This is a genomic window from Pseudomonas sp. JQ36, from assembly GCF_053851495.1.
Genome location: NZ_CM132642.1, coordinates 5,607,985 through 5,630,000, shown reverse-complemented (window position 1 = coordinate 5,630,000; position 22,016 = coordinate 5,607,985). Strand labels below are relative to the sequence as shown.

Below are 22,016 nucleotides of genomic sequence, written 5' to 3'. Positions count from 1 at the left end.
CTCTTCTATTTACAAGCTAGGGAAAGCGAACTGCGAAGCCTCATGGCTCGCACGCTGCGGCCAGCGCTGAGTGATGGCCTTGCGACGGGTATAGAAGCGCACACCATCCGGGCCATAAGCATGCAGGTCGCCGAACAGCGAACGCTTCCAGCCGCCGAAGCTGTGGTAAGCCACCGGAACCGGCAGCGGTACGTTGACGCCGACCATGCCGACTTCGATCTCGTCGCAGAACAGACGCGCCGCCTCACCGTCACGAGTGAAGATGCAGGTGCCGTTGCCGTATTCATGATCGTTGATCAGCTTCATCGCCTCTTCCAGGCTGTTGACCCGAACCACGCACAACACCGGCCCGAAGATCTCTTCCTTATAGATGCGCATTTCAGGGGTGACGTTGTCGAACAGGCAGCCGCCGAGGAAGAAGCCCTCTTCATGACCCGGAATGCTCAAGCCGCGACCATCGACCACCAGGGTTGCGCCCGCTGCCACGCCGTCATCGACATAGCCGCTGACCTTGTCCCGCGCCTGACCGGTTACCAGTGGGCCCATGTCCAGACCGCAGGAAGTGCCAGCACCGATTTTCAGCGCCTTGATCTGTGGAACCAGTTTCGCCACCAGCGCATCCGCTACCTGATCGCCGACACACACTGCGACCGAAATCGCCATGCAGCGCTCACCGCAAGAACCATAGGCCGCCCCCATCAGCGCGCTGACCGCGTTGTCCAGATCCGCATCCGGCATCAGCACCGCATGGTTCTTCGCCCCGCCCAGTGCCTGAACGCGTTTGCCGCGCTTGGTGCCTTCGGCATAGATGTACTCGGCAATCGGCGTCGAGCCAACGAAGCTCAGGGCTTTGACTTCCGGCGCTTCGATCAGCGCGTCCACTGCGGTCTTGTCGCCATGCACCACGCTCAATACACCTTTCGGCAGACCGGCTTCGATCAGCAATTGAGCAATCAGCAGCGTCGAGCTTGGATCACGCTCGGACGGTTTGAGGATGAAGCAGTTACCGCAAACGATCGCCAGCGGGTACATCCACAGTGGCACCATCGCCGGGAAGTTGAACGGCGTGATGCCGGCAACCACGCCCAGTGGCTGGAAGTCCGACCAGGCGTCGATGTTCGGGCCGACGTTGCGGCTGTATTCGCCCTTGAGGATTTCCGGGGCGGCGCAGGCAAACTCGACGTTCTCGATACCGCGCTTGAGTTCACCGGCGGCGTCTTCGAGGGTCTTGCCGTGCTCTTCGCTGATCAATTGCGAGATGCGTGCTTCGTTCTGCTCCAGCAATTGCTTGAAACGGAACATCACCTGGGCACGTTTGGCCGGAGGGGTGTTGCGCCATGCCGGGAACGCAGCCTTGGCGGCGTCGATCGCGTGTTGAATGGTTTCGCGGGTGGCCAGCGGCAGCTTGTGGATCGCCTGACCGGTGGACGGGTTGAACACATCAACCGCGCGACCGTTCTCGGTCACCAGTTCGCCATTGATCAAATGCGGGATAACGCTCATCGAATAACTCCTGAATTCTTGTGTACAGACGCCCACATGGGGCGCCTGTTATTCGCAGGTATATATAGAGGGAAAAATCAGTCGAGCTTGTTCAGCACTTCGCCAACCGCGTCGAACAGACGATCGAGGTCTTGCGGCTTGCTGTTGAAGGTTGGGCCGAACTGCAGGGTGTCGCCGCCGAAGCGCACGTAGAACCCGGCTTTCCACAGGGCCATACCGGCTTCGAACGGACGCACGATGGCGTCGCCGTCACGGGCCGCGATCTGGATCGCACCGGCCAAGCCGTAGTTACGGATGTCGATGACGTTCTTCGAACCTTTCAGGCCGTGCAGCGCATTTTCGAAATGCGGGGCAACCTCGGCCACGCTCTGCACCAGGTTTTCCTTTTGCAGCAGGTCGAGTGCCGCAAGGCCAGCGGCGCACGCCACCGGGTGCGCCGAGTAGGTGTAGCCGTGGGGGAATTCCACCGCATATTCCGGAGTCGGCTGATTCATGAAGGTCTGGTAGATCTCGGAGCTGGCAATCACCGCGCCCATCGGGATCGCGCCGTTGGTGACTTGCTTGGCGATGCACATCAGATCCGGGGTCACGCCAAAGCTCTCGGCGCCGAACATCGAACCGGTGCGGCCGAAGCCGGTGATCACTTCATCGAACACCAGCAGGATGTTGTGTTGATCGCAGATCTCGCGCAGACGCTTCAGATAACCCTGCGGTGGAACCAGTACGCCAGCGGAACCGGCCATTGGCTCAACGAAGACCGCCGCGATGTTTGACGCGTCGTGCAGTTCGATCAACTTCAGCAGTTCATCGGCCAGAGCAATACCGCCCTGCTCCGGCATGCCACGGGAGAATGCGTTGCTGGCCAGCAGAGTGTGCGGCAGGTGATCGACGTCCATCATCGCCTGACCGAACAGCTTGCGGTTGCCGTTGACGCCGCCAAGGCTGGTGCCGGCGATGTTCACGCCGTGATAACCACGGGCACGGCCGATCATTTTGGTCTTGGTCGACTGACCTTTCAGACGCCAGTAGGCACGAACCATCTTCACCGCAGTGTCGGCGCATTCGGAGCCGGAGTCGGTGAAAAACACGTGATTCAGATTACCCGGAGTCAGCTCAGTGATTTTCTCGGCCAACTGGAATGACAGCGGATGACCGTACTGAAAGCCTGGCGAGTAATCGAGGGTGCCCAGTTGTCTGGATACCGCTTCCTGGATTTCCTTGCGGGTGTGCCCGGCGCCGCAGGTCCACAGACCGGACAGCGAATCGTAGATCTTGCGGCCCTTGTCATCGAACAGCCAGCTGCCTTCGGCACCAACGATCAGACGCGGGTCGCGCTGGAAGTTGCGGTTGGCGGTGTACGGCATCCAGTGCGCGTCCAGCTTCAGTTGGCTGGCCAGTGGCGACGGCGCGTTTTCAGGCATGTTCATCGGGCAAAACCTCGCAGGGCATAAGCATCAGGGAGATAAAAAGCGTTGTTGCAGCTAAGTTGCCACGGGGATAAAGTCGGTGAAATTCAACTCTTCTAACCTTCAGTTAGAACTTTGCTAAACAATGAGAACAATAAAATGAGCAGCCGCCGCGCCGATCCGCTGGCCCAGGTCAGTGACTTTGATATTCGCCTGCTGCGGATTTTCCGCAGCGTGGTGGAGTGCGGCGGCTTCTCGGCGGCGGAAACCGTGCTCGGCATCGGACGCTCGGCGATCAGCCAGCAAATGAGCGATCTCGAACAGCGCCTCGGCCTGCGTTTGTGCCAACGCGGCCGCGCCGGGTTCTCGTTGACCGAAGAAGGCCGTGAGGTTTATCAGTCAGCGCTGCAACTGTTAAGTGCGCTGGAAAGTTTCCGCACCGAGGTCAATGGCCTGCACCAGCACCTGCGTGGCGAGTTGATCATCGGCCTGACCGACAACCTCGTCACCCTGCCCCACATGCGCATCACCCATGCCCTCGCCCAGTTGAAGGAACGCGGGCCGGACGTGCAGATCCAGATTCGTATGATCGCCCCCAACGAAGTCGAACAAGGCGTGCTCGACGGTCGCCTGCATGTCGGCGTGGTGCCGCAGGCCAGCGCACTGTCGGGGCTGGAATATCAGCCGTTGTACAGCGAACGCTCGCTGCTTTATTGCGCGGTGGGCCATCCGCTATTTTATGTCGATGACAAGCAACTGGATGACGAGCGTCTTAATAGCCAAGACGCGATTGCGCCGACCTTTCGCTTGCCGGCGGAGATTCAGGCGCATTACCAGGCGCTCAATTGCACCGCCAGCGCGTCCGACCGTGAGGGCATGGCGTTTTTGATTTTGACCGGGCGTTACATCGGTTATCTGCCGGATCATTACGCCAGCCTGTGGGTGCAGCAAGGTCGCTTGCGTGCGCTGAAATCGACGACGCGTTTTTATGATTTGAGTCTGGCATCGGTCACGCGCAAGGGGCGGCGCCCTCATTTGGTGCTGGAGAGCTTTCTGGAGAGCCTCGCTGCGACGCGTTGAAAGCAAGATCAACAGATCGCAGCCTGCGGCAGCTCCTACATTTGGCGATCGCAATCCCTGAAAGCTGAGCAAGTGGACAGGTTTTTGCAGTGAAGGGTGAACTCGATCCCTGAACAAGAAGCCTTAAGCCATGCAGCCAGATTCTGAACCGTCCAGCGACCTGATCTACGGCCTCGACGACCGCCCAAATCCACCCGCCGCAATCCTCGCCGCCCTGCAACACGTGCTCGCCAGTTTCGTCGGCATCATCACCCCGCCGCTGGTGATCGGCTCGGCCCTCGGGCTGACCGCGCATTTGCCGTATCTGATCAGCATGGCGCTGATGGTTTCCGGGGTCGGCACCTTTATTCAGGCGCGACGGCCGTTCGGCATCGGCGCCGGGATGATCTGTTTGCAGGGCACCAGTTTCGCCTTTCTCGGCGCGGTGCTGTCGGCCGGGTTTCTGGTCAAGCAGCGTGGCGGCAGCCCGGAAGACATTCTGGCGATGATCTTCGGCGTGTGCTTTTTCGGCGCCGTGGTGCAGATCGTCCTCAGCCGTTTCATCGGTCAATTACGCCGGGTTGTTACGCCGCTGGTGACCGGGATCGTCATCACCCTGATCGGCATCAGCCTGATCAAGGTCGGCATCACCGATCTGGGCGGTGGATTCAATGCGCCGGACTTCGGCGCGCCGGGCAATCTGGCGCTGGGGGTGTTCGTGTTGCTGACGATCATCCTGCTCAACCGCTCGAACACGCCGTGGGTGCGGTTGTCGGCCATCATTATCGGACTGCTGCTCGGCAGTCTGGCCGCATGGTTCAGCGGAAAACTGGTTCCGCAGGCATTGCCTGACTTGCCGCTGGTGAGTCTTCCTGCACCGTTCAAGTTCGGTTTCAACTTCGACTGGACGGCTTTCCTGCCGGTCGCGCTGATTTATCTGATCAGCACCATCGAAACCGTCGGTGACCTGACGGCAAATTGCATGCTGGCCCGCCAGCCGATCAGCGGCCCTTCTTATATAAGCCGACTGCGCGGCGGCGTACTCGGTGACGGCGTGAGCTGCATGATCGCCGCTACTTTCAGCGCCTTCCCCAACACCACGTTTGCGCAGAACAACGGCGTGATCCAGTTGACCGGCGTGGCCAGCCGCTATGTCGGGCTGTACATCGGCGCGATCCTGGTTTGTCTCGGCCTGTTCCCCATGATCGGCGCGGTGCTGCAGCAGATCCCGAAACCGGTGCTCGGCGGCGCCACCCTGGTGATGTTCGGCAGCGTGGCGGCGGCCGGGGTGCGGATCCTCGCGCAGTCGCCGCTGGACCGACGCAGCATGCTGATCATCGCCACCTCGCTCGGCGTCGGCCTGGGCATTGCCGCGCAACCGAACCTGCTGCACCTGTTGCCGAAACTGGTGCAGAACCTGTTCGACTCGGCGATCACCAGCGGCGGCCTGACTGCGATCATCCTCTGCCTGTTACTGCCGGAGGCGAAAACCGCCACTGTCGAATCCGCCGCAGCGCTGAACAAGATCGAACAGGCGTAACGGTTTTATTGCATCAGGACTTGTCGGATGCCTGTGGGTGCGTTATCAACGCAACTGGTTGCACCCACAGACAAACCGGAAGTGCCTATGACCTTTGAAGTCCCCGCTCATGGCGGCAAACCCGCCAGCCGCATTCGTCAGAAGAACGAAGAGACCATCCTCAAAGCCGCCGAAGACGAGTTCGCCCGTCACGGTTACAAAGGCACCAGCATGAACACCATTGCACAGAATGCCGGGTTGCCCAAGGCGAACCTGCATTACTACTTCACCAACAAGTTGGGGTTGTACGTGGCGGTGCTGAGCAACATCATCGAGCTGTGGGACAGCACCTTCAACACCTTGACCGCCGAGGACGATCCGGCCGAAGCGCTGACCCGCTACATTCGCGCCAAGATGGAATTCTCCCGCCGCCAACCGCAAGCCTCGCGGATTTTTGCGATGGAAGTGATCAGCGGTGGCGAATGCCTGACCGAGTATTTCAACCAGGATTACCGCGCCTGGTTCCAGGGCCGCGCAGCAGTGTTCCAGGCCTGGATCGATGCCGGCAAGATGGACCCGGTGGATCCGGTGCACCTGATTTTCCTGCTGTGGGGCAGCACCCAGCATTACGCCGACTTCGCCACGCAGATCTGTCGCGTCAGCGGTCGCAGTAAGCTGACCAAGCAGGACATGGAAGACGCCGGCAACAACCTGATCCGCATCATTCTCAAAGGCTGCGGCCTCACCCCGACTATTTAAGACGTTTATGCCTTTCACCCTCAGCGGTTTTTGCGAGTACCGCGAAGAGATTCGTAAAAGCCGCTTCATCACCTTCGCCGCGCCGATCGGCAGCCCCGCCGACGCGCAGGCGTTCTTCGAACAACACAGCGACTTGAATGCCTCGCACAACTGCTGGGCGTGGAAACTCGGTGCGCAATACCGCAGCAACGACGACGGCGAACCCGGCGGCACCGCCGGACGACCGATTCTGGCGGCCATTGAGGCGCAGGATTGCGATCAGGTCGCGGTGCTGGTGATCCGCTGGTATGGCGGCATTCAATTGGGCACCGGCGGTTTGGCCAGGGCTTATGGCGGCGGCGCGAACAAGTGCCTGCAGAATGCGGAAAAAGTGGAGTTGATCAGCCGTGTGCCGCTCAGTTGCGCCTGCGGCTTTGCCGAGTTGGCGCTGGTGAAGCTGCGGGTGGCGGATCTGGGTGGTCTGGTGGTGGAAGAAAACTTCACCGCCAATGGTGTTGAGTTGCAGTTGGCGGTGGGTGAGGCGCAGATCGAGTTGCTGCAAACGCAGCTGGCGGATTTGAGTCGGGGGCGGATTGTGCTGCAGCGTTAGTAGAGCAAAAGATCGCAGCGTGCCGCAGCTCCTACATTGAAAATGTGCTCTCCCTGTAGGAGCTGCCGAAGGCTGCGATCTTTTAGGGCGTCGACGGATTTCTTTATTCCAGCAACTTGCCCACATCTGCTGTGCACCCGACTGTGGATAACCTGAGCACATATGGCTGTAACCCTTCTGTCACGTGGCTTTGCGCGATTTGCTCACTTTTCGTCCACTGCGTCTGAAAAAAGATAAATCCCACGTAAAAACAGATAGTTAGCGCTGTTTATCACTATTGGGAGATAGCACCTCAGCGCTTATGCCAAGGATTTCCAATTGCGCACAAATACTGTGGAGCAACCTGTGGATAACCCGTTTATGGCTGGCGCAGCCGCAGGTTCTGCATAGGCCCCACGCATTTGCTCGTTTTTTGATCAGTTGTCCACGGGCAAAACTGGAGCCTGATCAACGGCTTTGCTCTCAATTGGTGCCGTACTTCTCGAGCATCTCCCCTTCGACGCTCTACGGCAACCGTGGGCGCGCAAGGCCCGACAAGGTTCCTGACTCAATGGCCAGGAAATTGCTTTATCCACAGGCACAACTCCAAGTCAGTCGAGCCTGTCATGCCAAGCCCAGATTCAACGCCGCGCCTGCAACTGCGCCAGATCAGCAAACGCTACCCCGGTTGTCTGGCCAATGACGCCATCGACCTGAGCATCGCGCCGGGGGAAATCCACGCCCTGCTCGGTGAGAACGGCGCAGGCAAAAGCACACTGATGAAGATCATCTACGGCGTTACCCAGGCCGATTCCGGCGAGATGCTCTGGGAGGGCCAGCGGGTGAACATCCGCAGCCCGGCGCAGGCCCGGCAGTTGGGGATCGGCATGGTGTTCCAGCATTTCTCGCTCTTCGAAACGCTCAGCGTCGCGCAGAACATTGCCCTGGCCATGGGGGCCAAGGCCGGCACGCCGAAACAACTGGAGCCGAAGATTCGCCAAGTGTCGCGCCGCTACGGCATGGCGCTGGAGCCGGAGCGACTTGTCCACAGCCTGTCGATCGGCGAGCGGCAACGGGTGGAGATCATTCGCTGCCTGATGCAGGACATTCGCCTGCTGATTCTCGACGAGCCGACGTCGGTGCTGACGCCGCAAGAGGCGGACGAGCTGTTCATCACCCTGCGCCGTCTGGCCGCCGAGGGCTGCAGCATTCTGTTTATCAGCCACAAGCTCGCGGAAGTGCGCGCACTGTGCCATAGCGCCACGGTCTTGCGCGGCGGACGGGTCGCCGGGCATTGCCTGCCGGCCGAATGCTCGGATCAGCAGTTGGCGCAGATGATGGTCGGCGAAGCGGCGGCACTGATCGGCGAATACCCGAAGGTCAGTGGCGGCGCGGACTTTCTACAGGTAAACGGCCTGAGTTGGCACAACCCGGATCCCTTCGGCTGCTCGTTGAGCGACATCAACCTGCAAGTACGCAGCGGGGAAATCGTCGGTATCGCCGGGGTCGCGGGCAATGGCCAGGATGAGCTGCTCGCCCTGCTCAGCGGTGAACAAACCCTGCCCCGCAACGGCGCGACAACGATTCGTTTCGCCGGGCAAGCGGTCGCCGATTTGCGCCCGGATGCGCGGCGCCAACTGGGTCTGGCGTTCGTCCCGGCAGAACGCCTGGGTCACGGCGCGGTGCCTGAACTGAGCCTTGCCGACAACGGCTTGCTCACGGCCTTTCAACAAGGGCTAGTGAGCAACGGCTTGATCCAGCGCGGCAAAGTCGAAACCCTCGCACAAACCATCATTCAGCGCTTCGGGGTGAAAACCCCGGGCACTTACGCTGCCGCGCGCAGCCTTTCCGGCGGCAATCTGCAGAAATTCATTCTTGGCCGGGAAATCCTCCAGCAACCGAAATTGCTGATCGCCGCGCACCCGACCTGGGGCGTCGACGTTGGCGCGGCGGCGACCATTCACCGCGCGCTGATTGTCCTGCGCGATGCCGGCGCGGCGATCCTGGTGATTTCCGAAGACCTCGACGAACTGTTCCAGATCAGCGACCGCCTCGGCGCCCTGTGCGCGGGGCGTCTGTCGCCGCTGCAGAACACCACCGACACCCTGCTGAGCGATGTCGGCGGCTGGATGGCCGGGCACATCAACCCCACGCATTCATCGGCCACGGCCTGACGGAGTTTCCCCAACATGCTGCTTTCCCTCGAACCCCGTGGCCAGCAATCGCGCCTGATGTTGTGGTGCTCGCCGTTGCTGGCAGCACTGCTGACACTTGGTTGCGGCTCGCTGTTGTTCATCGCCCTTGGCCATGATCCGCTGCAAACCTTGCACACGCTGTTGATCGCACCGGTCAGCGATCTTTATGGCGTCTCCGAACTGCTGGTCAAGGCGCTGCCGATTCTGCTCTGCGCATTGGGCCTGGCGGTGGCGTATCAGGCGCGAATCTGGAACATCGGCGCCGAAGGTCAGTTGCTCCTCGGTGCACTCGCCGGCAGTGCCTTGGCGGTGAACATCATCGACCTGCAAAGCCGTTGGGCGCTGGTGCTGATTCTACTCACCGGCACCTTCGCCGGCGCCGCTTGGGCCGGGCTGACGGCATGGCTGCGCACGCGCTTCAACGCCAACGAAATCCTCACCAGCATCATGCTCAATTACATCGCGCTGAACCTGTTGCTGTTCTGCGTGCACGGGCCGCTGAAGGATCCGGCCGGCTACAACTTTCCCGAGTCGGCGATGTTCGGCGACGCCAGTCGCCTGCCGCTGCTGATGGAGGATGGCCGGGTGCATGCCGGGGTGTATTTCGCCCTGCTCGCACTGGTTGCGGTGTGGGTGTTGTTGCAGAAAAGCTTTGTCGGTTTCCAGATCAAAGTGCTCGGTCTGGATAAACGTGCCGCAGGTTTTGTCGGCTTTCGCGAGAAGCGCCTGATCTGGCTCGCGCTGTTGATCAGCGGCGGCCTGGCCGGGCTGGCCGGGGTCTGCGAAGTGACCGGGCCGATCGGGCAATTGGTGCCGCAAGTCTCGCCGGGCTATGGCTATGCGGCAATCACCGTGGCGTTTCTCGGGCGGTTGAACCCGATTGGCATTCTGTTCTCAAGCTTGCTGATGGCGCTGCTGTACATCGGCGGTGAAAGCGCGCAAATGACCCTGAATCTGCCCCAAGCGATCACCCAACTGTTCCAGGGGATGATGCTGTTTTTCCTGCTGGCCTGCGACGTGCTGATTCTCTATCGGCCACGCCTGAAACTGCGCTGGGCACGGCGCGCATCGACCACCGCCGTAACCGCCGGAGCGCTGTGATGGATATCGATCTGCTGAGCAATATTTTCTACGCCATGGTGCGTTGCGGCACACCGCTGTTGTTGGTGGCGCTGGGTGAGTTGATCTGCGAGAAGAGCGGCGTGCTCAACCTCGGCCAGGAAGGGATGATGCTGTTTGGCGCGGTGATCGGTTTTATCGTTGCGCTGAACAGCGGCAACCTGTGGCTCGGCGTGTTGTTGGCGATGCTCGCGGGGATGCTCTTGTCTTCGCTGTTTGCCCTGGTGGCACTGGTGTTCAATGCGAATCAGGTGGCGACCGGGTTGGCGCTGACGATCTTCGGTGTGGGTCTGTCGACCTTTGTCGGTGCCGCGTGGATCGGCAAGCCACTGGCCGGATTCGAGCCGTTGGCGATTCCGTACTTGAGTGATATTCCGCTGATCGGGCGCATGCTGTTTGCTCAGGACTTGCTGGTGTATCTGTCATTCGCGCTGTTTGCGCTGGTGGCTTGGGTGATCATCAAAAGCCGTGTCGGGTTGATCATTCAGGCCGTTGGCGAGAACCCGGACGCGGCCAGTGCGATGGGCCTGCCGGTACTGACCGTGCGCACGCTGGCAGTGCTGTTTGGCGGGGCGATGGCCGGGTTGGCGGGGGCGTATCTGTCGCTGGCATACACGCCGATGTGGGCCGAGAACATGACCGCCGGACGTGGCTGGATTGCCTTGGCGCTGGTGGTGTTTGCCAGTTGGCGGGTATGGCGTTTGTTGCTCGGGGCATATCTGTTTGGCCTCGCCAGCATCCTGCATCTGGTGGCGCAGGGCTTGGGGCTGGCGATTCCGTCGAGTCTGCTGGCGATGCTGCCGTATGTGGCGACGATTGTGGTGTTGGTGCTGTTGTCGCGCGATGCCGTTCGGACTCGGTTGTATGCGCCGGTGTCGTTGGGGCAGCCGTGGCAGGCGGGGCATTAAAGCGATGACCCTGCCGGCCTCTTCGCGAGCAAGCCCGCTCCCACAGTGTCCGTGTTGTGTACCTGATTTGCGAACACCGCTGAGGGTCCTGCGAATTTGACAAGCAACCGCGCTAAAGCCTGGAGTATGCTCCGGGGTCAGCAGCTCTCTTGAGACCCGGCTCGATGTGTTGCGACGAGTGTTGCAACTACGGCTGGGTCAGGCGTGTCCATTGACTCCGTGAACCGTAATCTTCAAGGAACCCCGTCATGTCCCAGGCAAAAAACGCACTGATCATCGGCGCCTCCCGTGGCTTGGGCCTCGGGCTGGTGAAAACCCTGCTGGCCGACGGCTGGCAAGTGACCGCCACCGTGCGTAATCCGCAAAAGGCCGAGGCGCTGCAAGCGCTGGGCAAGGTGCGGATCGAGAAACTCGACATGGACGACCAGCAGGCGGTGATCGCCCTGAGCCAACAGCTCAAGGGCGAGACCTTCGACCTGCTGTTCGTCAACGCCGGGGTCAAAGGCCCTGAAGTGCAAACCCCGGGCGGCGCGACACTGGCCGAAGTCGGGCAACTGTTTTTCACCAACGCCGTGGCGCCGATCAACCTGGCGCAACGCTTCGTCGGGCAGATCCGCGATGGCAGCGGCGTGCTGGCGTTCATGAGTTCCGGCCTGGGCAGCGTCACCGTACCCGACGCCCCGGAGCTGGCGCTGTACAAGGCGAGCAAGGCCGCGCTGAATTCGATGACCAACAGTTTTGTCACCCAGTTGGGTGAGCAGAAACTCACCGTGCTGTCGCTGCACCCGGGCTGGGTGAAGACGGATATGGGCGGTGAAGGTGCTGACCTGGATGTAGAGACCAGCACGCGCGGGCTGATTGATCAGGTGAATGCGTACACCGGCAAGGGCGGGCATCACTTCATCAACTACAAGGGTGAAACCATTCCCTGGTAAGCACCACAGATCTTCCCTGTAGGAGTGAGCCTGCTCGCGATCGCAGTGTGTCCGTCACCGATGATCTTGAATGAAAGACCGCTATCGCGAGCAGGCTCACTCCTACAAGGGGATGGTGGTGTCCTGTCGGGTTGGGCTTGCCCGATCCGGCGATTTGTTTGAAACTCCGCACCTCGTCCATCGCGGCGACCCTGGATCAGCAGACAGGGCAACACTGAGCTGGCAACCCTGAACCCCACTTTCAGAGGAGCCGGCCACAATGCCTGCGACCCGTACCTGGTTAAAAAATCCCCTCGCCATTTTCACGGCCAACGCGCTCGATGCCCGTGGCGGTCTGGTCCTGCAAGACGGCGTGATCGTCGAAGTGCTGGCAGCCGGTCAGCAACCGTCGGCGCCGTGCAATGAAGTGTTCGATGCCCGCGAGCATGTGATCCTGCCGGGCCTGATCAACACCCATCACCATTTCTATCAAACCCTGACTCGCGCCTGGGCGCCGGTGGTCAATCAGCCGTTGTTCCCGTGGCTGAAAACCCTGTACCCGGTATGGGCGCGGCTGACCCCGGAAAAACTCGCCCTCGCGACAAAAGTGGCTTTGGCTGAACTGCTGCTGTCGGGTTGCACCACCGCCGCCGACCACCACTACCTGTTCCCGGACGGTCTGGAAAACGCCATCGACGTGCAAGTCGACACCGTGCGTGAACTGGGCATGCGCGCCATGCTCACCCGCGGCTCGATGAGCCTCGGCGAGAAGGACGGCGGCCTGCCACCGCAGCAGACCGTGCAGGAAGGTCAGGTGATTCTCGACGACAGCCAGCGCCTGATTCACGAGTACCACGAGCGCGGCGACGGTGCGCAAATCCAGATCGCTCTGGCACCGTGCTCGCCGTTCTCGGTGACCCCGGAAATCATGTCGGCCAGCGCCGAACTGGCGACCAAACTCGACGTGCGTCTGCATACGCACTTGGCGGAAACCCTCGACGAAGAGGATTTCTGCCTGCAGCGTTTCGGCCTGCGCACCGTGGATTATCTGGACAGCGTCGGCTGGCTCGGCCCGCGCACGTGGCTGGCCCATGGCATCCACTTCAACCCGGACGAAATCGCCCGCCTCGGCCAGGCCGGCACCGGTATCTGCCATTGCCCGAGTTCGAACATGCGTCTGGCCTCCGGCATCTGCCCGAGCATCGATCTGACCGATGCGGGCGCACTGTTTGGTCTGGGCGTGGATGGTTCGGCCTCCAACGACGCGTCGAACATGATTCTCGAAGCGCGGCAGGCGTTGTACATCCAGCGCCTGCGTTACGGCGCCGAAAAGATCACCCCGGAGCGCGTGCTCGGTTGGGCGACCAAGGGGTCGGCGAGCCTGTTGGGACGTACCGACATTGGTGAACTGGCGGTGGGCAAGCAGGCAGATCTGGCGTTGTTCAAGCTCGATGAGCTGCGCTTCTCGGGCAGCCATGATCCGATTTCGGCGCTGTTGTTGTGCGGTGCCGATCGTGCGGATCGAGTGATGATTGGCGGCAAGTGGCGGGTGGTGGACGGCCAGGTTGAGGGGCTTGATCTCAAAGGCCTGATCGCCGATCACAGCCAGGCGGCTCGGCAGTTGATCGCCGGTACTTGATCCACCGCCGATGAAACCCTGTAGGAGTGAGCCTGCTCGCGATAGCGGTGTGTCAGAGAAGAATATCTCGACTGACACTCAGCTATCGCGAGCAGGCTCACTCCTACAATTGTTTTGTGGTGGGCTTAAAGGCCGAGCAGGGAGAGCATGATAAACGTCGCAAACAGCACGAAGTGGGTCATGCCTTCGATGGCATTGGTCTCGCCGTCATTCAGGTTGATCGCACTGACGATCAGCGTGATGAAGATCATCACCGTCTGCACCGGGGTCATCGCCATCTGAAACGGCTGACCGGTGTACAGCGCCATCGCTTCCATCACCGGCACCGTCAGAATCACCGTCGACAGTGACGCGCCCATCGCAATGTTCACCACCGACTGCATGCGGTTGGCCAACGCGGCACGCAACGCCGTCAGAATCTCCGGCGCTGCGGAAATCGCCGCCACCAGAATCGCCGTGATCACCGGCGGCGCGCCCGTGCCTTCCAGGCCCAGATCGAGGGTCTTGGACATCACTTCGGCCAGTGCGCCGATCACCACCACGCCAAACACCAGAATGCCGATCGACCACGCCAGGCTCAGCGGTTTCGGTTCATCTTCCACCGGTTCTTTCTTGCGGCGTTTGTCCGGGTAGCTGTAGCTGAAAAAGTAACTGTGCGGCCCGACCTGCATCCGCAGGAACAACGCATAAAGCACCACCATCGCGCCGATGGTGAACGCTGAATAAATCTTCCAGTTCGCCGCCGGAATAAACTCCGGCACCACCATCGACACGCCCATGGCGGTGAGGATCATCACGCTGTAGCTGCGTGCCGAGTCATCGTTGTACGACTGCTCGCCATGCTTGAGTCCGCCCATCAACGCGGCGAGGCCGAGGATGCCGTTGATGTCGAGCATCACCGCCGAATAGATCGTGTCCCGCACCAGCGTGGCCGACGCTTCATTGCTCATCATGATCGCCAGGATCACCACTTCCACCAGCACTGCTGCCAAGGTCAGGATCATCGTGCCGTAGGGGTCGCCGACTTTTTCGGCGAGCAGTTCAGCATGATGGGCAACGCGCATCGAGGCAGCGACGATGAAGGCGATCAATGCCAGCCCGCAGATCAGCGCGACGATCTGGCCGCTGTGGAGCATCCAGTGTTCCAGCGGATAGGCGACGCACGCGGCAATCACTGCCAGCAGCAGAAAGCTTTCTTGCTTGAGGATCGTGAGCATGGCGGGCCTTTTTGCCTAGAGGTTCGAATGAGCTACTGACTGCGGCGCGGCGCTAACGTTTCGTTACACCTTAGCGCACCAACTGATAGCGGTCCTTTGGCAGGTGCACTTTTATTGGCCTTGAAGACCCTATCGCGAGCAGGCTCACTCCTACAGAGGAATGCGATCCTTTGTAGGAGTGAGCCTGCTCGCGAAGGCCATCACACGGTTTCAAACCAGTTTGTTGTCCTGTTGGTCAGCAATTTGCATTGCCCCTGACCACACACAACAAAATGGAGTTCGAATTCATGCAAATACGTCCGCTGCACAAACTGCTGTGCGCCGCCATCGGTCTGGGGATCAGCCTGAGCGCCAGCGCTGCCGATCCGCTGAAGGTCGGTTTTGTCTACATCGGCCCGATTGGCGACCACGGCTGGACGTATCAGCATGAACAGGGGCGCAAGGCGCTGGCGGAGAAATTCGGCCCGCAGATCACCACCAATTACGTCGAGAACGTGGCCGAGGGCGCCGACGCGGAGCGGGTGATCCGCAACATGGCCAAGGACAACTACGACCTGATCTTCACCACCTCCTTCGGCTACATGAACCCGACGCTGAAAGTCGCCAAACAGTTTCCCAAGGTGACCTTCGAACACGCCACCGGCTACAAGCAGGACAAGAACCTCGGCACCTATCTGGCGCGCACTTATGAGGGGCGTTATGTCGGCGGTTTCCTTGCAGCGAAGATGACCAAGACCAAGAAGATCGGTTACGTCGCCTCGTTCCCGATTCCGGAAGTGATCCGCGACATCAACGCCATCCAGCTGGCGCTGAACAAGTACAACCCTGGCACCGAGATCAAAGTGGTGTGGGTCAACTCGTGGTTCGACCCGGGCAAGGAAGCCGACGCCGCCAACGCGCTGATCGATCAGGGTGTGGACGTGGTGTTCCAGCACACCGACAGCCCGGCGCCGATCCAGGCCGCCGAACGGCGTGGCGTGTACGCCGTGGGTTACGCCTCGGACATGGCGCACTTCGGCCCGAAAGCGGTGCTGACTTCGATCGTCAACGACTGGGCGCCACACTACATTCAGGCGACACAGAGCGTGATCGACCACAACTGGAAGTCCCAGGATTACTGGGGCGGGCTGAAGGAAGGCACGGTTGAACTGCCGATCAGCGACCTGGTGCCGGCACCGGTGAAAGCCGAGGCCGAGCAGATCATTGCCGACATCAAGAGCGGTGCGCTGCAACCGTTCACCGGGCCGATCAAGGATCAGGCCGGCGTGGAGAAAATCCCGGCGGGCGTGAGTGCGACGAATGCGGAACTGGCGTCGATGAACTATTACGTGGAAGGGATGAAGGCCGAGATGCCGAAGTAATTCCGGCCCCACCACCATTCCCCTGTGGGAGCGGGCTTGCTCGCGAAAGCGGTGTATCAGCCAACGCATGTATCGACTGACGCGACCCCTTCGCGAGCAAGCCCGCTCCCACATTTGGATCTTCAGTGTTCTCAAGGATTGTGTATGGATCAGCTCCCGATCATCGACATCAGCCCGCTCTATTCCACCGACCGAAACGCCTGGCCCGCCGTCGCCGCACAGATCGACCAGGCCTGCCGCGAATGGGGCTTTTTCTACATCACGGGCCACCCGATTTCCGCGCAGCGCATCGACTCGCTGCTCGACCACGCCCAGCGCTTCTTCGCGCAACCGGCAGAAGAAAAACTCAAAATCGACATCACCCAAACCCGCCACCACCGCGGCTACGGCGCCATCGCCACCGAGCAACTCGATCCGAGCAAGCCCAGCGATCTGAAAGAAACCTTCGACATGGGCCTGCACTTGCCGGCGGATCATCCCGACGTGCTCGCGGAAAAACCGCTGCGCGGGCCGAATCGCCATCCGGCGCAAGCAGGCTGGGAGGCGCTGATGGAACAGCACTACCTCGACATGCAGGCCCTTGCGCAAACCCTGCTTCGCGCCATGACCATTGCGCTTGGCATCGAACGGGATTTCTTCGACAGCCGTTTCACTGAGCCGGTCAGCGTCTTGCGAATGATCCACTACCCACCGCGCCACACCGCCAGTTCCGCCGACCAACAAGGCGCCGGAGCGCACACCGACTACGGCTGCATCACCCTGCTCTACCAGGACAGCGCCGGCGGCCTGCAAGTAAAGAACGTCAAGGGTGAATGGATCGACGCGCCACCGATTGACGGCACCTTCGTGGTCAACCTCGGTGACATGATGGCGCGCTGGAGCAATGACCGTTATCGCTCGACCCCGCATCGGGTGATCAGCCCGCTGGGGGTGGATCGCTATTCGATGCCGTTCTTCGCCGAGCCGCACCCGGACACCCGCATCGAATGCCTTCCCGGTTGCCAGGACGCACAGCATCCGGCGAAATATCCGACCACCACCTGCGCCGAATTCCTGCTGTCGCGCTTCGCCGATACCTACGCCTATCGGCGCGAGCCGCAAGCGGTGTGATGGATCGCTTGGTCAGGTTTTGCCAATTGTTTCGTCGCGCATCTGTAGAATGGCCGCCATCTGCACCTGATGAGAAAAGAATATGTACGATTGGCTCAACGCCCTGCCCAAGGCCGAACTGCACCTGCATCTGGAAGGCTCGCTGGAGCCTGAGTTGCTGTTCGCCCTGGCCGAACGCAACAAGATCGCCCTGCCGTGGAGCGATGTCGAAACCCTGCGCAAGGCTTACGCCTTCAACAACCTGCAGGAATTTCTCGACCTGTATTACCAGGGCGCTGACGTGCTGCGCACCTCCCAGGATTTCTACGACCTGACCTGGGCCTACCTGCTGCGCTGCAAAGCGCAGAACGTGATTCACACCGAACCGTTCTTCGATCCGCAGACCCACACCGACCGGGGCATCCCGTTCGAAGTGGTGCTCAACGGCATCGCCGCCGCACTCAAGGATGGCGAGCAGCAACTGGGCATCACCAGCGGTTTGATCCTGAGCTTCCTGCGTCATCTGAGCGAAGACGAAGCACAGAAAACCCTCGATCAGGCGCTGCCGTTCCGTGATGCGTTTGTCGCCGTCGGTCTCGACAGCTCGGAGATGGGTCACCCGCCAAGCAAGTTCCAGCGTGTGTTCGACCGTGCCCGCCACGAAGGCTTCCTGACTGTTGCCCACGCCGGTGAAGAAGGCCCGCCGGAGTACATCTGGGAAGCCATCGACCTGCTGAAAATCCAGCGCATCGACCATGGCGTACGCGCCATCGAAGACGAGCGCCTGATGCAGCGGATCATCGACGAGCAGATTCCGTTGACCGTGTGCCCGCTGTCGAACACCAAGCTCTGCGTGTTCGATCACATGTCGCAGCACAACATCCTCGACATGCTCGAGCGTGGGGTGAAGGTCACCGTCAACTCCGACGACCCGGCGTACTTCGGTGGTTACGTCACCGAGAACTTCCATGCGCTGCATGAACACCTGGGCATGACCCAGGATCAGGCCAAGCGTCTGGCGCAGAACAGCTTGGATGCGCGTCTGGTAAAACCGTAAGCAACACCGCATAACCTCTGTAGGAGTGAGCCTGCTCGCGATAGCGGAGTGTCAGATACACATCTTTTAACTGACACACCGCTATCGCGAGCAGGCTCACTCCTACAATTGGATCTGTGTTCAGCCAGCGATCTCTGCTTCAGTCAGCTCTTCCAGGGTTTTACCGCGCGTCTCCATCCCGAACAGCCACACCACCCCCGCCGCAATCGCAAAGCACAGCGCGCCCAGCGCAAACACCCCGCCCTGCCCGGTAATCGGGAACACCAGCCCGGTCACCAACGGCCCGAGCAACGAGCCGACACGGCCAATCGCCGAGGCAAAGCCCGAGCCTGTGGCGCGCGCCGAAGTCGGGTACAACTCCGGCGTATAGGTGTAGAGCACCGCCCACATGCCGAACAGGAAAAACTGCATCAGCAGCCCCGAGCTGATCAGCAAGGCGACGTTGCCGCCGAACACCGCGCTCTGCCCGTAGAGAAACGCCATCACCCCGCCGCCAAGCAGCGTCACGATGCACACCGGCTTGCGCCCCCAGCGCTCCACCAGCCACGCCGCCATCAGAAATCCGGGAATCCCGCCCAGAGAAATCAGCACGGTGTAATACACCGACTGGGTCACGGCAAAACCCGACTGTTGCAACAACGCACTGAGCCACGACGTCAGCCCGTAAAAACCGAGCAAGGCGAAAAACCACAGGCTCCAGATCATCGTCGTGCGCTGGCGATATTGCGGCGACCAGATCTGCTTGAGGGCCGAGAAAAAATTGCCGGGCGGCGTCACTGTTCTTGGCAGGCGCACCGGCTCAGGCAGCGTCGCGACCCCGAGCGAGGTGCGCACGCGCGCCTCGATAGCGCTCAGTACTTTGTCCGCCGCCTCATGGCGTCCGGCTTGCTCCAGCCAGCGCGGTGATTCGGGGATAAAGAACCGGATCGCCAGCACAAACACCGCCGGCACCGCCAACACCAGGAAGATGTCGCGCCAGCCAATCAACGGCAGCAGAAAGTACGACAGCACCCCGGCGGCGACAAAACCCAGCGGCCAGAAACCGTCCATCAATGCAATGTAACGCCCGCGCCGTTGCGCCGGGATCAATTCGGAAAGCATCGATTGTGCAATCGGAAACTCCATGCCCATGCCGATCCCCAGCAGGATGCGGAACAATGTCAAGCTCTCGACCGTTTGCGCGGTCGAACACAGGTAACTGGCCACGCCCCACAGCACGATGCTCCACTGAAACACCGGTTTGCGCCCGAAGCGGTCGGCGAGCATGCCCGACAGCGAAGCCCCCAGCACCATGCCGAAAAAACTCGAACTGGCGAGCAGGCCAGCCTGTGCACTGCTCAAGCCGAACTCGGTTTTGATCGAGCCGAGCAGGAACGTCATCATGGCCAGGTCCATGGAGTCGAAAAAGAACGCCAGGGCAATGATGATGAAAATGACCCGGTGATAACCGCTGAGCGGCAGCCGTTCCAGGCGTTCTGCCGCGCTGAAGTTTCGCGTATCCATGCCCATCCCCTCCGCAATGTGTGCGGATCGAGTGTGCGCGATAACGCCTCAGCGCTTTTTCTGGATACGACCTGTTCGCAGTCACAGGCGACGCCAGCGTCGAAGTGTCGGCCGGCGACCGCTCTACTACGCCAATTCCAGCTCGGTTTCCTTGGCGAACCGGTGAATTTCCCGCTGCCCGGCCGGAGTCACTTGCAAGGCTCGGGAATCCTTGGGCAATGCCAGCCAGCCGGACTGCATGAACAGTTGCAGCACCGCCGCGCCCAGTGAACCGCCCAAGTGCGGGCGACGCTCGCTCCAGTCCGGACAGGCACACGCCACCTGAGCCTTGCGATGAGCGAGGGCCTGGATGAATACCCCGCGGCTGGCCAGTTGCGTCGAGCCTTTGAGGGTCACCACGACCCGCTGCTCGATCTGTTCGAGCCATCCGGCATCGAGCAGACGCTGATAAAGATCGGCGGCCAGCGTGCCCCCCAAATGGTCATCGCAAAAGCGCGCACGCAGCAGTGAAGACGGCGCAGTCCGGGGGTTGGCGCTGGGCGTCGAGCGTTTGAATACGTGAGGAATTTCCCGTGGTGCGCTGGCGATCGTGGCACTGGCCAGGGCCTCGATGGCCGCCGCGATCTCCGGGGCTGCCAGGCGGAAAAAGCGCTTGCGCCCACGGACCTCGACTTTCAACAGCCCCCCGGCGGACAAACGCCCCAGATGCGCACTGGCCGAGGATGGCGACAACCCTGCCAGCAGCGCCAGCTCTTCGGTCTGGCGGGCCGAGCCATCCATCAACGCCCACATCATCGCACTGCGCTTGGGATCGGCCAGCAGCGTGGCGATCTGGCTGATGCAAGGTGCATGTTCCATGTATTCACTCCCTGTTGAATCGTATCGTCTACTGCTCGAAGACATCTTGACCAGTAATGGGTCATCGGCCAAGACGGGTAAAACGCCATGAACCGGAGCAAGCCAGGCCGGTGCTGCGGCACCCGTCGATGGAGTGTCCGCGGCGTTTGTGCGGCGCTCGCCCGGCCCTGGAAAACCGGCCGGATTCAGTCCTGACCGGTTATCGGTGCAGGTTTGAGGCGGTCGCTAGTATAAGCGGGATGCACGCTGCTTCCTGCGCCGTGGCTGACACGAATGGTGATAGTTCCTGAGTGAAATTTCGCTAATTGCCTGCGACTAATGATCAACTTTCGGGAAATGGGGAAATTGACTACTCAATTCGGCGCATCGGCTGGCGAGCATTTCCCTCAAAAGGTTCACCGGCTTACTCAATTGTGCGCGATGGGCGCACAACAGATTCAGCGGAGCACGCTCACAGAGCAGCTCCGGCAGCAACACTTTGAGGCGTCCGGCGAGGACATCCGCGCCGACATCGAGCCACGATTTGTAGGCGATCCCCGCCCCCGCCACCGCCCACAACCGCACGACGTCGGCGTCATCACTGAAGCGATCGCCACTGACCGTCAGGCCGACTTCACGTTTGCCGTCATGGAAACTCCAATGGTCGTGCACGCGGCTGCCGAGCATGTACAGCAGGCAATTGTGCTGCGCCAGTTGTTCGAGCTGACGCGGTTCGCCGTGGCGCGCCAGGTACGCCGGCGATGCGCAGAGCACGCGGCGATTGTCCGGGGCGATGGGCAGGGCCACCAGGCTCGAATCTTCCGGCTCGCCATAGCGCAGGGCGATGTCCACCGGCTGGCGGAACAGGTCGGCGATGCGATCACCGAGTAACAGGCGCACGGTCAGCTTCGGATGCTCGCGCTGAAAATCGTCGAGCCATGGCAACAACAGGTTGCGCCCGAAATCCGAAGGCGCCGACAACTGCAGGATGCCGCTGACCTGATCCTGCGCGCTGGACAGAAAACGCCGGCCTTCGTCCAGCGAACTCAACGCGACCCGCGCGTATTCGAGAAAACCTTCGCCCTCGGCGGTCAGACGCAGGCTGCGGGTCGAGCGCGCCAGCAAGCGCACGCCCAGTTGCTGTTCGATGCGTTTGAGCGCCGCGCTGGCGACAGCGGCAGACATGTCCATCACCCGCGCCGCTGCAGACAGACTGCCCAGATCCGCCGCGCGAACGAACAACTGCAAATCGTCGAAACGCAGCATCTCCGGCCCCGATTATCAAAATAATATTGAAAGAGACTGCTCTTTTAGCCGGTTTTATCGCGCCGATAAATAGCCAATGATGGGTTCAAGCAAATTT

Annotated in this window: 18 protein-coding genes; 12 read left to right on the top strand and 6 right to left on the bottom strand. The window is 60.9% G+C overall.

The annotated features are described in order from the left end of the window. Positions 1–9: 9 nt before the first annotated feature. Together ACS4NR_RS25370 and ACS4NR_RS25365 are read right to left on the bottom strand one after the other, a co-directional pair. A complete protein-coding gene (locus ACS4NR_RS25370) occupies positions 10–1,503 on the bottom strand; it encodes a CoA-acylating methylmalonate-semialdehyde dehydrogenase (protein WP_003221397.1) in 1,494 nt (497 codons plus the stop codon). 77 nt (positions 1,504–1,580) lie between these two features. Continuing rightward, a complete protein-coding gene (locus ACS4NR_RS25365; RefSeq protein WP_456018628.1) occupies positions 1,581–2,930 on the bottom strand; it encodes an aminotransferase class III-fold pyridoxal phosphate-dependent enzyme in 1,350 nt (449 codons plus the stop codon). 138 nt (positions 2,931–3,068) lie between these two features. Between ACS4NR_RS25365 and ACS4NR_RS25360 the strand changes: the two genes are divergently transcribed. From ACS4NR_RS25360 to ACS4NR_RS25320, 9 genes are all read left to right on the top strand, one after another. Beyond that, complete coding sequence (locus tag ACS4NR_RS25360; protein ID WP_095138239.1) at positions 3,069–3,989, top strand: LysR family transcriptional regulator; 921 nt, start codon at positions 3,069–3,071, stop codon at positions 3,987–3,989. A 130-nt stretch (positions 3,990–4,119) separates the two neighbouring features. Continuing rightward, on the top strand, positions 4,120–5,508 hold the full coding sequence (locus ACS4NR_RS25355; RefSeq protein WP_456018627.1) for a uracil-xanthine permease family protein: 1,389 nt from the start codon (positions 4,120–4,122) through the stop codon (positions 5,506–5,508). 87 nt (positions 5,509–5,595) lie between these two features. Then, complete coding sequence (locus ACS4NR_RS25350; RefSeq protein ID WP_027613646.1) at positions 5,596–6,246, top strand: TetR/AcrR family transcriptional regulator; 651 nt, start codon at positions 5,596–5,598, stop codon at positions 6,244–6,246. A gap of 7 nt (positions 6,247–6,253) precedes the next feature. Further along, positions 6,254–6,835 (top strand): IMPACT family protein, encoded by a 582-nt coding sequence (locus ACS4NR_RS25345; protein ID WP_095138236.1) that lies wholly within the window; start codon positions 6,254–6,256, stop codon positions 6,833–6,835. Positions 6,836–7,440: 605 nt separating this feature from the next. Further along, the gene (locus ACS4NR_RS25340; protein WP_456018626.1) at positions 7,441–8,988 is read left to right on the top strand and encodes an ABC transporter ATP-binding protein; all 1,548 of its coding nucleotides are present in this window, start codon (positions 7,441–7,443) and stop codon (positions 8,986–8,988) included. Positions 8,989–9,003: 15 nt separating this feature from the next. Next, positions 9,004–10,110: an ABC transporter permease gene (locus tag ACS4NR_RS25335; protein WP_003221387.1), complete on the top strand. Its 1,107-nt coding sequence runs from the start codon at positions 9,004–9,006 to the stop codon at positions 10,108–10,110. Further along, positions 10,110–11,036, top strand: coding sequence for an ABC transporter permease (locus ACS4NR_RS25330; RefSeq protein WP_456018625.1), 927 nt, complete (start codon positions 10,110–10,112; stop codon positions 11,034–11,036). Before ACS4NR_RS25335 ends, ACS4NR_RS25330 begins: the two co-directional genes overlap by 1 nt. A 248-nt stretch (positions 11,037–11,284) precedes the next feature. Then, entirely contained in the window at positions 11,285–11,971 is a 687-nt protein-coding gene (locus ACS4NR_RS25325) for an SDR family oxidoreductase (protein WP_095138233.1), read from the top strand. A 259-nt stretch (positions 11,972–12,230) separates the two neighbouring features. Next, the gene (locus tag ACS4NR_RS25320) at positions 12,231–13,589 is read left to right on the top strand and encodes an 8-oxoguanine deaminase (RefSeq protein ID WP_204894466.1); all 1,359 of its coding nucleotides are present in this window, start codon (positions 12,231–12,233) and stop codon (positions 13,587–13,589) included. Positions 13,590–13,714: 125 nt separating this feature from the next. On the opposite strand, the gene ACS4NR_RS25315 is transcribed toward ACS4NR_RS25320, so the two are convergent. Beyond that, entirely contained in the window at positions 13,715–14,806 is a 1,092-nt protein-coding gene (locus tag ACS4NR_RS25315) for a calcium:proton antiporter (RefSeq protein WP_456018624.1), read from the bottom strand. Between the two features lie 287 nt (positions 14,807–15,093). Between ACS4NR_RS25315 and ACS4NR_RS25310 the strand changes: the two genes are divergently transcribed. The 3 genes from ACS4NR_RS25310 to ACS4NR_RS25300 all read left to right on the top strand — a co-directional run bounded on the left by ACS4NR_RS25310 (position 15,094) and on the right by ACS4NR_RS25300 (position 18,313). Next, positions 15,094–16,167, top strand: a complete 1,074-nt coding sequence (locus ACS4NR_RS25310; protein WP_166496097.1) for a BMP family ABC transporter substrate-binding protein — start codon at positions 15,094–15,096, stop codon at positions 16,165–16,167. A 144-nt stretch (positions 16,168–16,311) separates the two neighbouring features. After that, on the top strand, positions 16,312–17,277 hold the full coding sequence (locus ACS4NR_RS25305; RefSeq protein WP_456018623.1) for a 2-oxoglutarate and iron-dependent oxygenase domain-containing protein: 966 nt from the start codon (positions 16,312–16,314) through the stop codon (positions 17,275–17,277). Positions 17,278–17,359: 82 nt separating this feature from the next. Next, positions 17,360–18,313 carry an adenosine deaminase gene (locus ACS4NR_RS25300; protein WP_003221371.1) on the top strand — a complete coding sequence of 318 codons (954 nt, stop codon included), beginning with the start codon at positions 17,360–17,362 and terminating at the stop codon, positions 18,311–18,313. Positions 18,314–18,433: 120 nt separating this feature from the next. Here the strand turns inward: ACS4NR_RS25300 and ACS4NR_RS25295 are convergent, their stop codons facing one another. From ACS4NR_RS25295 to ACS4NR_RS25285, 3 genes are all read right to left on the bottom strand, one after another. Then, on the bottom strand, positions 18,434–19,816 hold the full coding sequence (locus ACS4NR_RS25295) for an MFS transporter (protein ID WP_456018622.1): 1,383 nt from the start codon (positions 19,814–19,816) through the stop codon (positions 18,434–18,436). 126 nt (positions 19,817–19,942) lie between these two features. Continuing rightward, positions 19,943–20,674 (bottom strand): ArsR/SmtB family transcription factor, encoded by a 732-nt coding sequence (locus ACS4NR_RS25290; RefSeq protein WP_253149942.1) that lies wholly within the window; start codon positions 20,672–20,674, stop codon positions 19,943–19,945. A 315-nt stretch (positions 20,675–20,989) separates the two neighbouring features. After that, the gene (locus ACS4NR_RS25285) at positions 20,990–21,919 is read right to left on the bottom strand and encodes a LysR family transcriptional regulator (protein WP_456018621.1); all 930 of its coding nucleotides are present in this window, start codon (positions 21,917–21,919) and stop codon (positions 20,990–20,992) included. Between the last annotated feature and the right edge of the window lie 97 nt (positions 21,920–22,016).

What these genes read in the sequence shown, in the direction of transcription:
- ACS4NR_RS25370 (WP_003221397.1), bottom strand. Translation starts at nt 1,503, where the DNA reads ATGAGCGTTATCCCGCATTTGATCAATGGCGAACTGGTGACCGAGAAC.
- ACS4NR_RS25365 (WP_456018628.1), bottom strand. Translation starts at nt 2,930, where the DNA reads ATGAACATGCCTGAAAACGCGCCGTCGCCACTGGCCAGCCAACTGAAG.
- ACS4NR_RS25360 (WP_095138239.1), top strand. Translation starts at nt 3,069, where the DNA reads ATGAGCAGCCGCCGCGCCGATCCGCTGGCCCAGGTCAGTGACTTTGAT.
- ACS4NR_RS25355 (WP_456018627.1), top strand. Translation starts at nt 4,120, where the DNA reads ATGCAGCCAGATTCTGAACCGTCCAGCGACCTGATCTACGGCCTCGAC.
- ACS4NR_RS25350 (WP_027613646.1), top strand. Translation starts at nt 5,596, where the DNA reads ATGACCTTTGAAGTCCCCGCTCATGGCGGCAAACCCGCCAGCCGCATT.
- ACS4NR_RS25345 (WP_095138236.1), top strand. Translation starts at nt 6,254, where the DNA reads ATGCCTTTCACCCTCAGCGGTTTTTGCGAGTACCGCGAAGAGATTCGT.
- ACS4NR_RS25340 (WP_456018626.1), top strand. Translation starts at nt 7,441, where the DNA reads ATGCCAAGCCCAGATTCAACGCCGCGCCTGCAACTGCGCCAGATCAGC.
- ACS4NR_RS25335 (WP_003221387.1), top strand. Translation starts at nt 9,004, where the DNA reads ATGCTGCTTTCCCTCGAACCCCGTGGCCAGCAATCGCGCCTGATGTTG.
- ACS4NR_RS25330 (WP_456018625.1), top strand. Translation starts at nt 10,110, where the DNA reads ATGGATATCGATCTGCTGAGCAATATTTTCTACGCCATGGTGCGTTGC.
- ACS4NR_RS25325 (WP_095138233.1), top strand. Translation starts at nt 11,285, where the DNA reads ATGTCCCAGGCAAAAAACGCACTGATCATCGGCGCCTCCCGTGGCTTG.
- ACS4NR_RS25320 (WP_204894466.1), top strand. Translation starts at nt 12,231, where the DNA reads ATGCCTGCGACCCGTACCTGGTTAAAAAATCCCCTCGCCATTTTCACG.
- ACS4NR_RS25315 (WP_456018624.1), bottom strand. Translation starts at nt 14,806, where the DNA reads ATGCTCACGATCCTCAAGCAAGAAAGCTTTCTGCTGCTGGCAGTGATT.
- ACS4NR_RS25310 (WP_166496097.1), top strand. Translation starts at nt 15,094, where the DNA reads ATGCAAATACGTCCGCTGCACAAACTGCTGTGCGCCGCCATCGGTCTG.
- ACS4NR_RS25305 (WP_456018623.1), top strand. Translation starts at nt 16,312, where the DNA reads ATGGATCAGCTCCCGATCATCGACATCAGCCCGCTCTATTCCACCGAC.
- ACS4NR_RS25300 (WP_003221371.1), top strand. Translation starts at nt 17,360, where the DNA reads ATGTACGATTGGCTCAACGCCCTGCCCAAGGCCGAACTGCACCTGCAT.
- ACS4NR_RS25295 (WP_456018622.1), bottom strand. Translation starts at nt 19,816, where the DNA reads ATGGATACGCGAAACTTCAGCGCGGCAGAACGCCTGGAACGGCTGCCG.
- ACS4NR_RS25290 (WP_253149942.1), bottom strand. Translation starts at nt 20,674, where the DNA reads ATGGAACATGCACCTTGCATCAGCCAGATCGCCACGCTGCTGGCCGAT.
- ACS4NR_RS25285 (WP_456018621.1), bottom strand. Translation starts at nt 21,919, where the DNA reads ATGCTGCGTTTCGACGATTTGCAGTTGTTCGTTCGCGCGGCGGATCTG.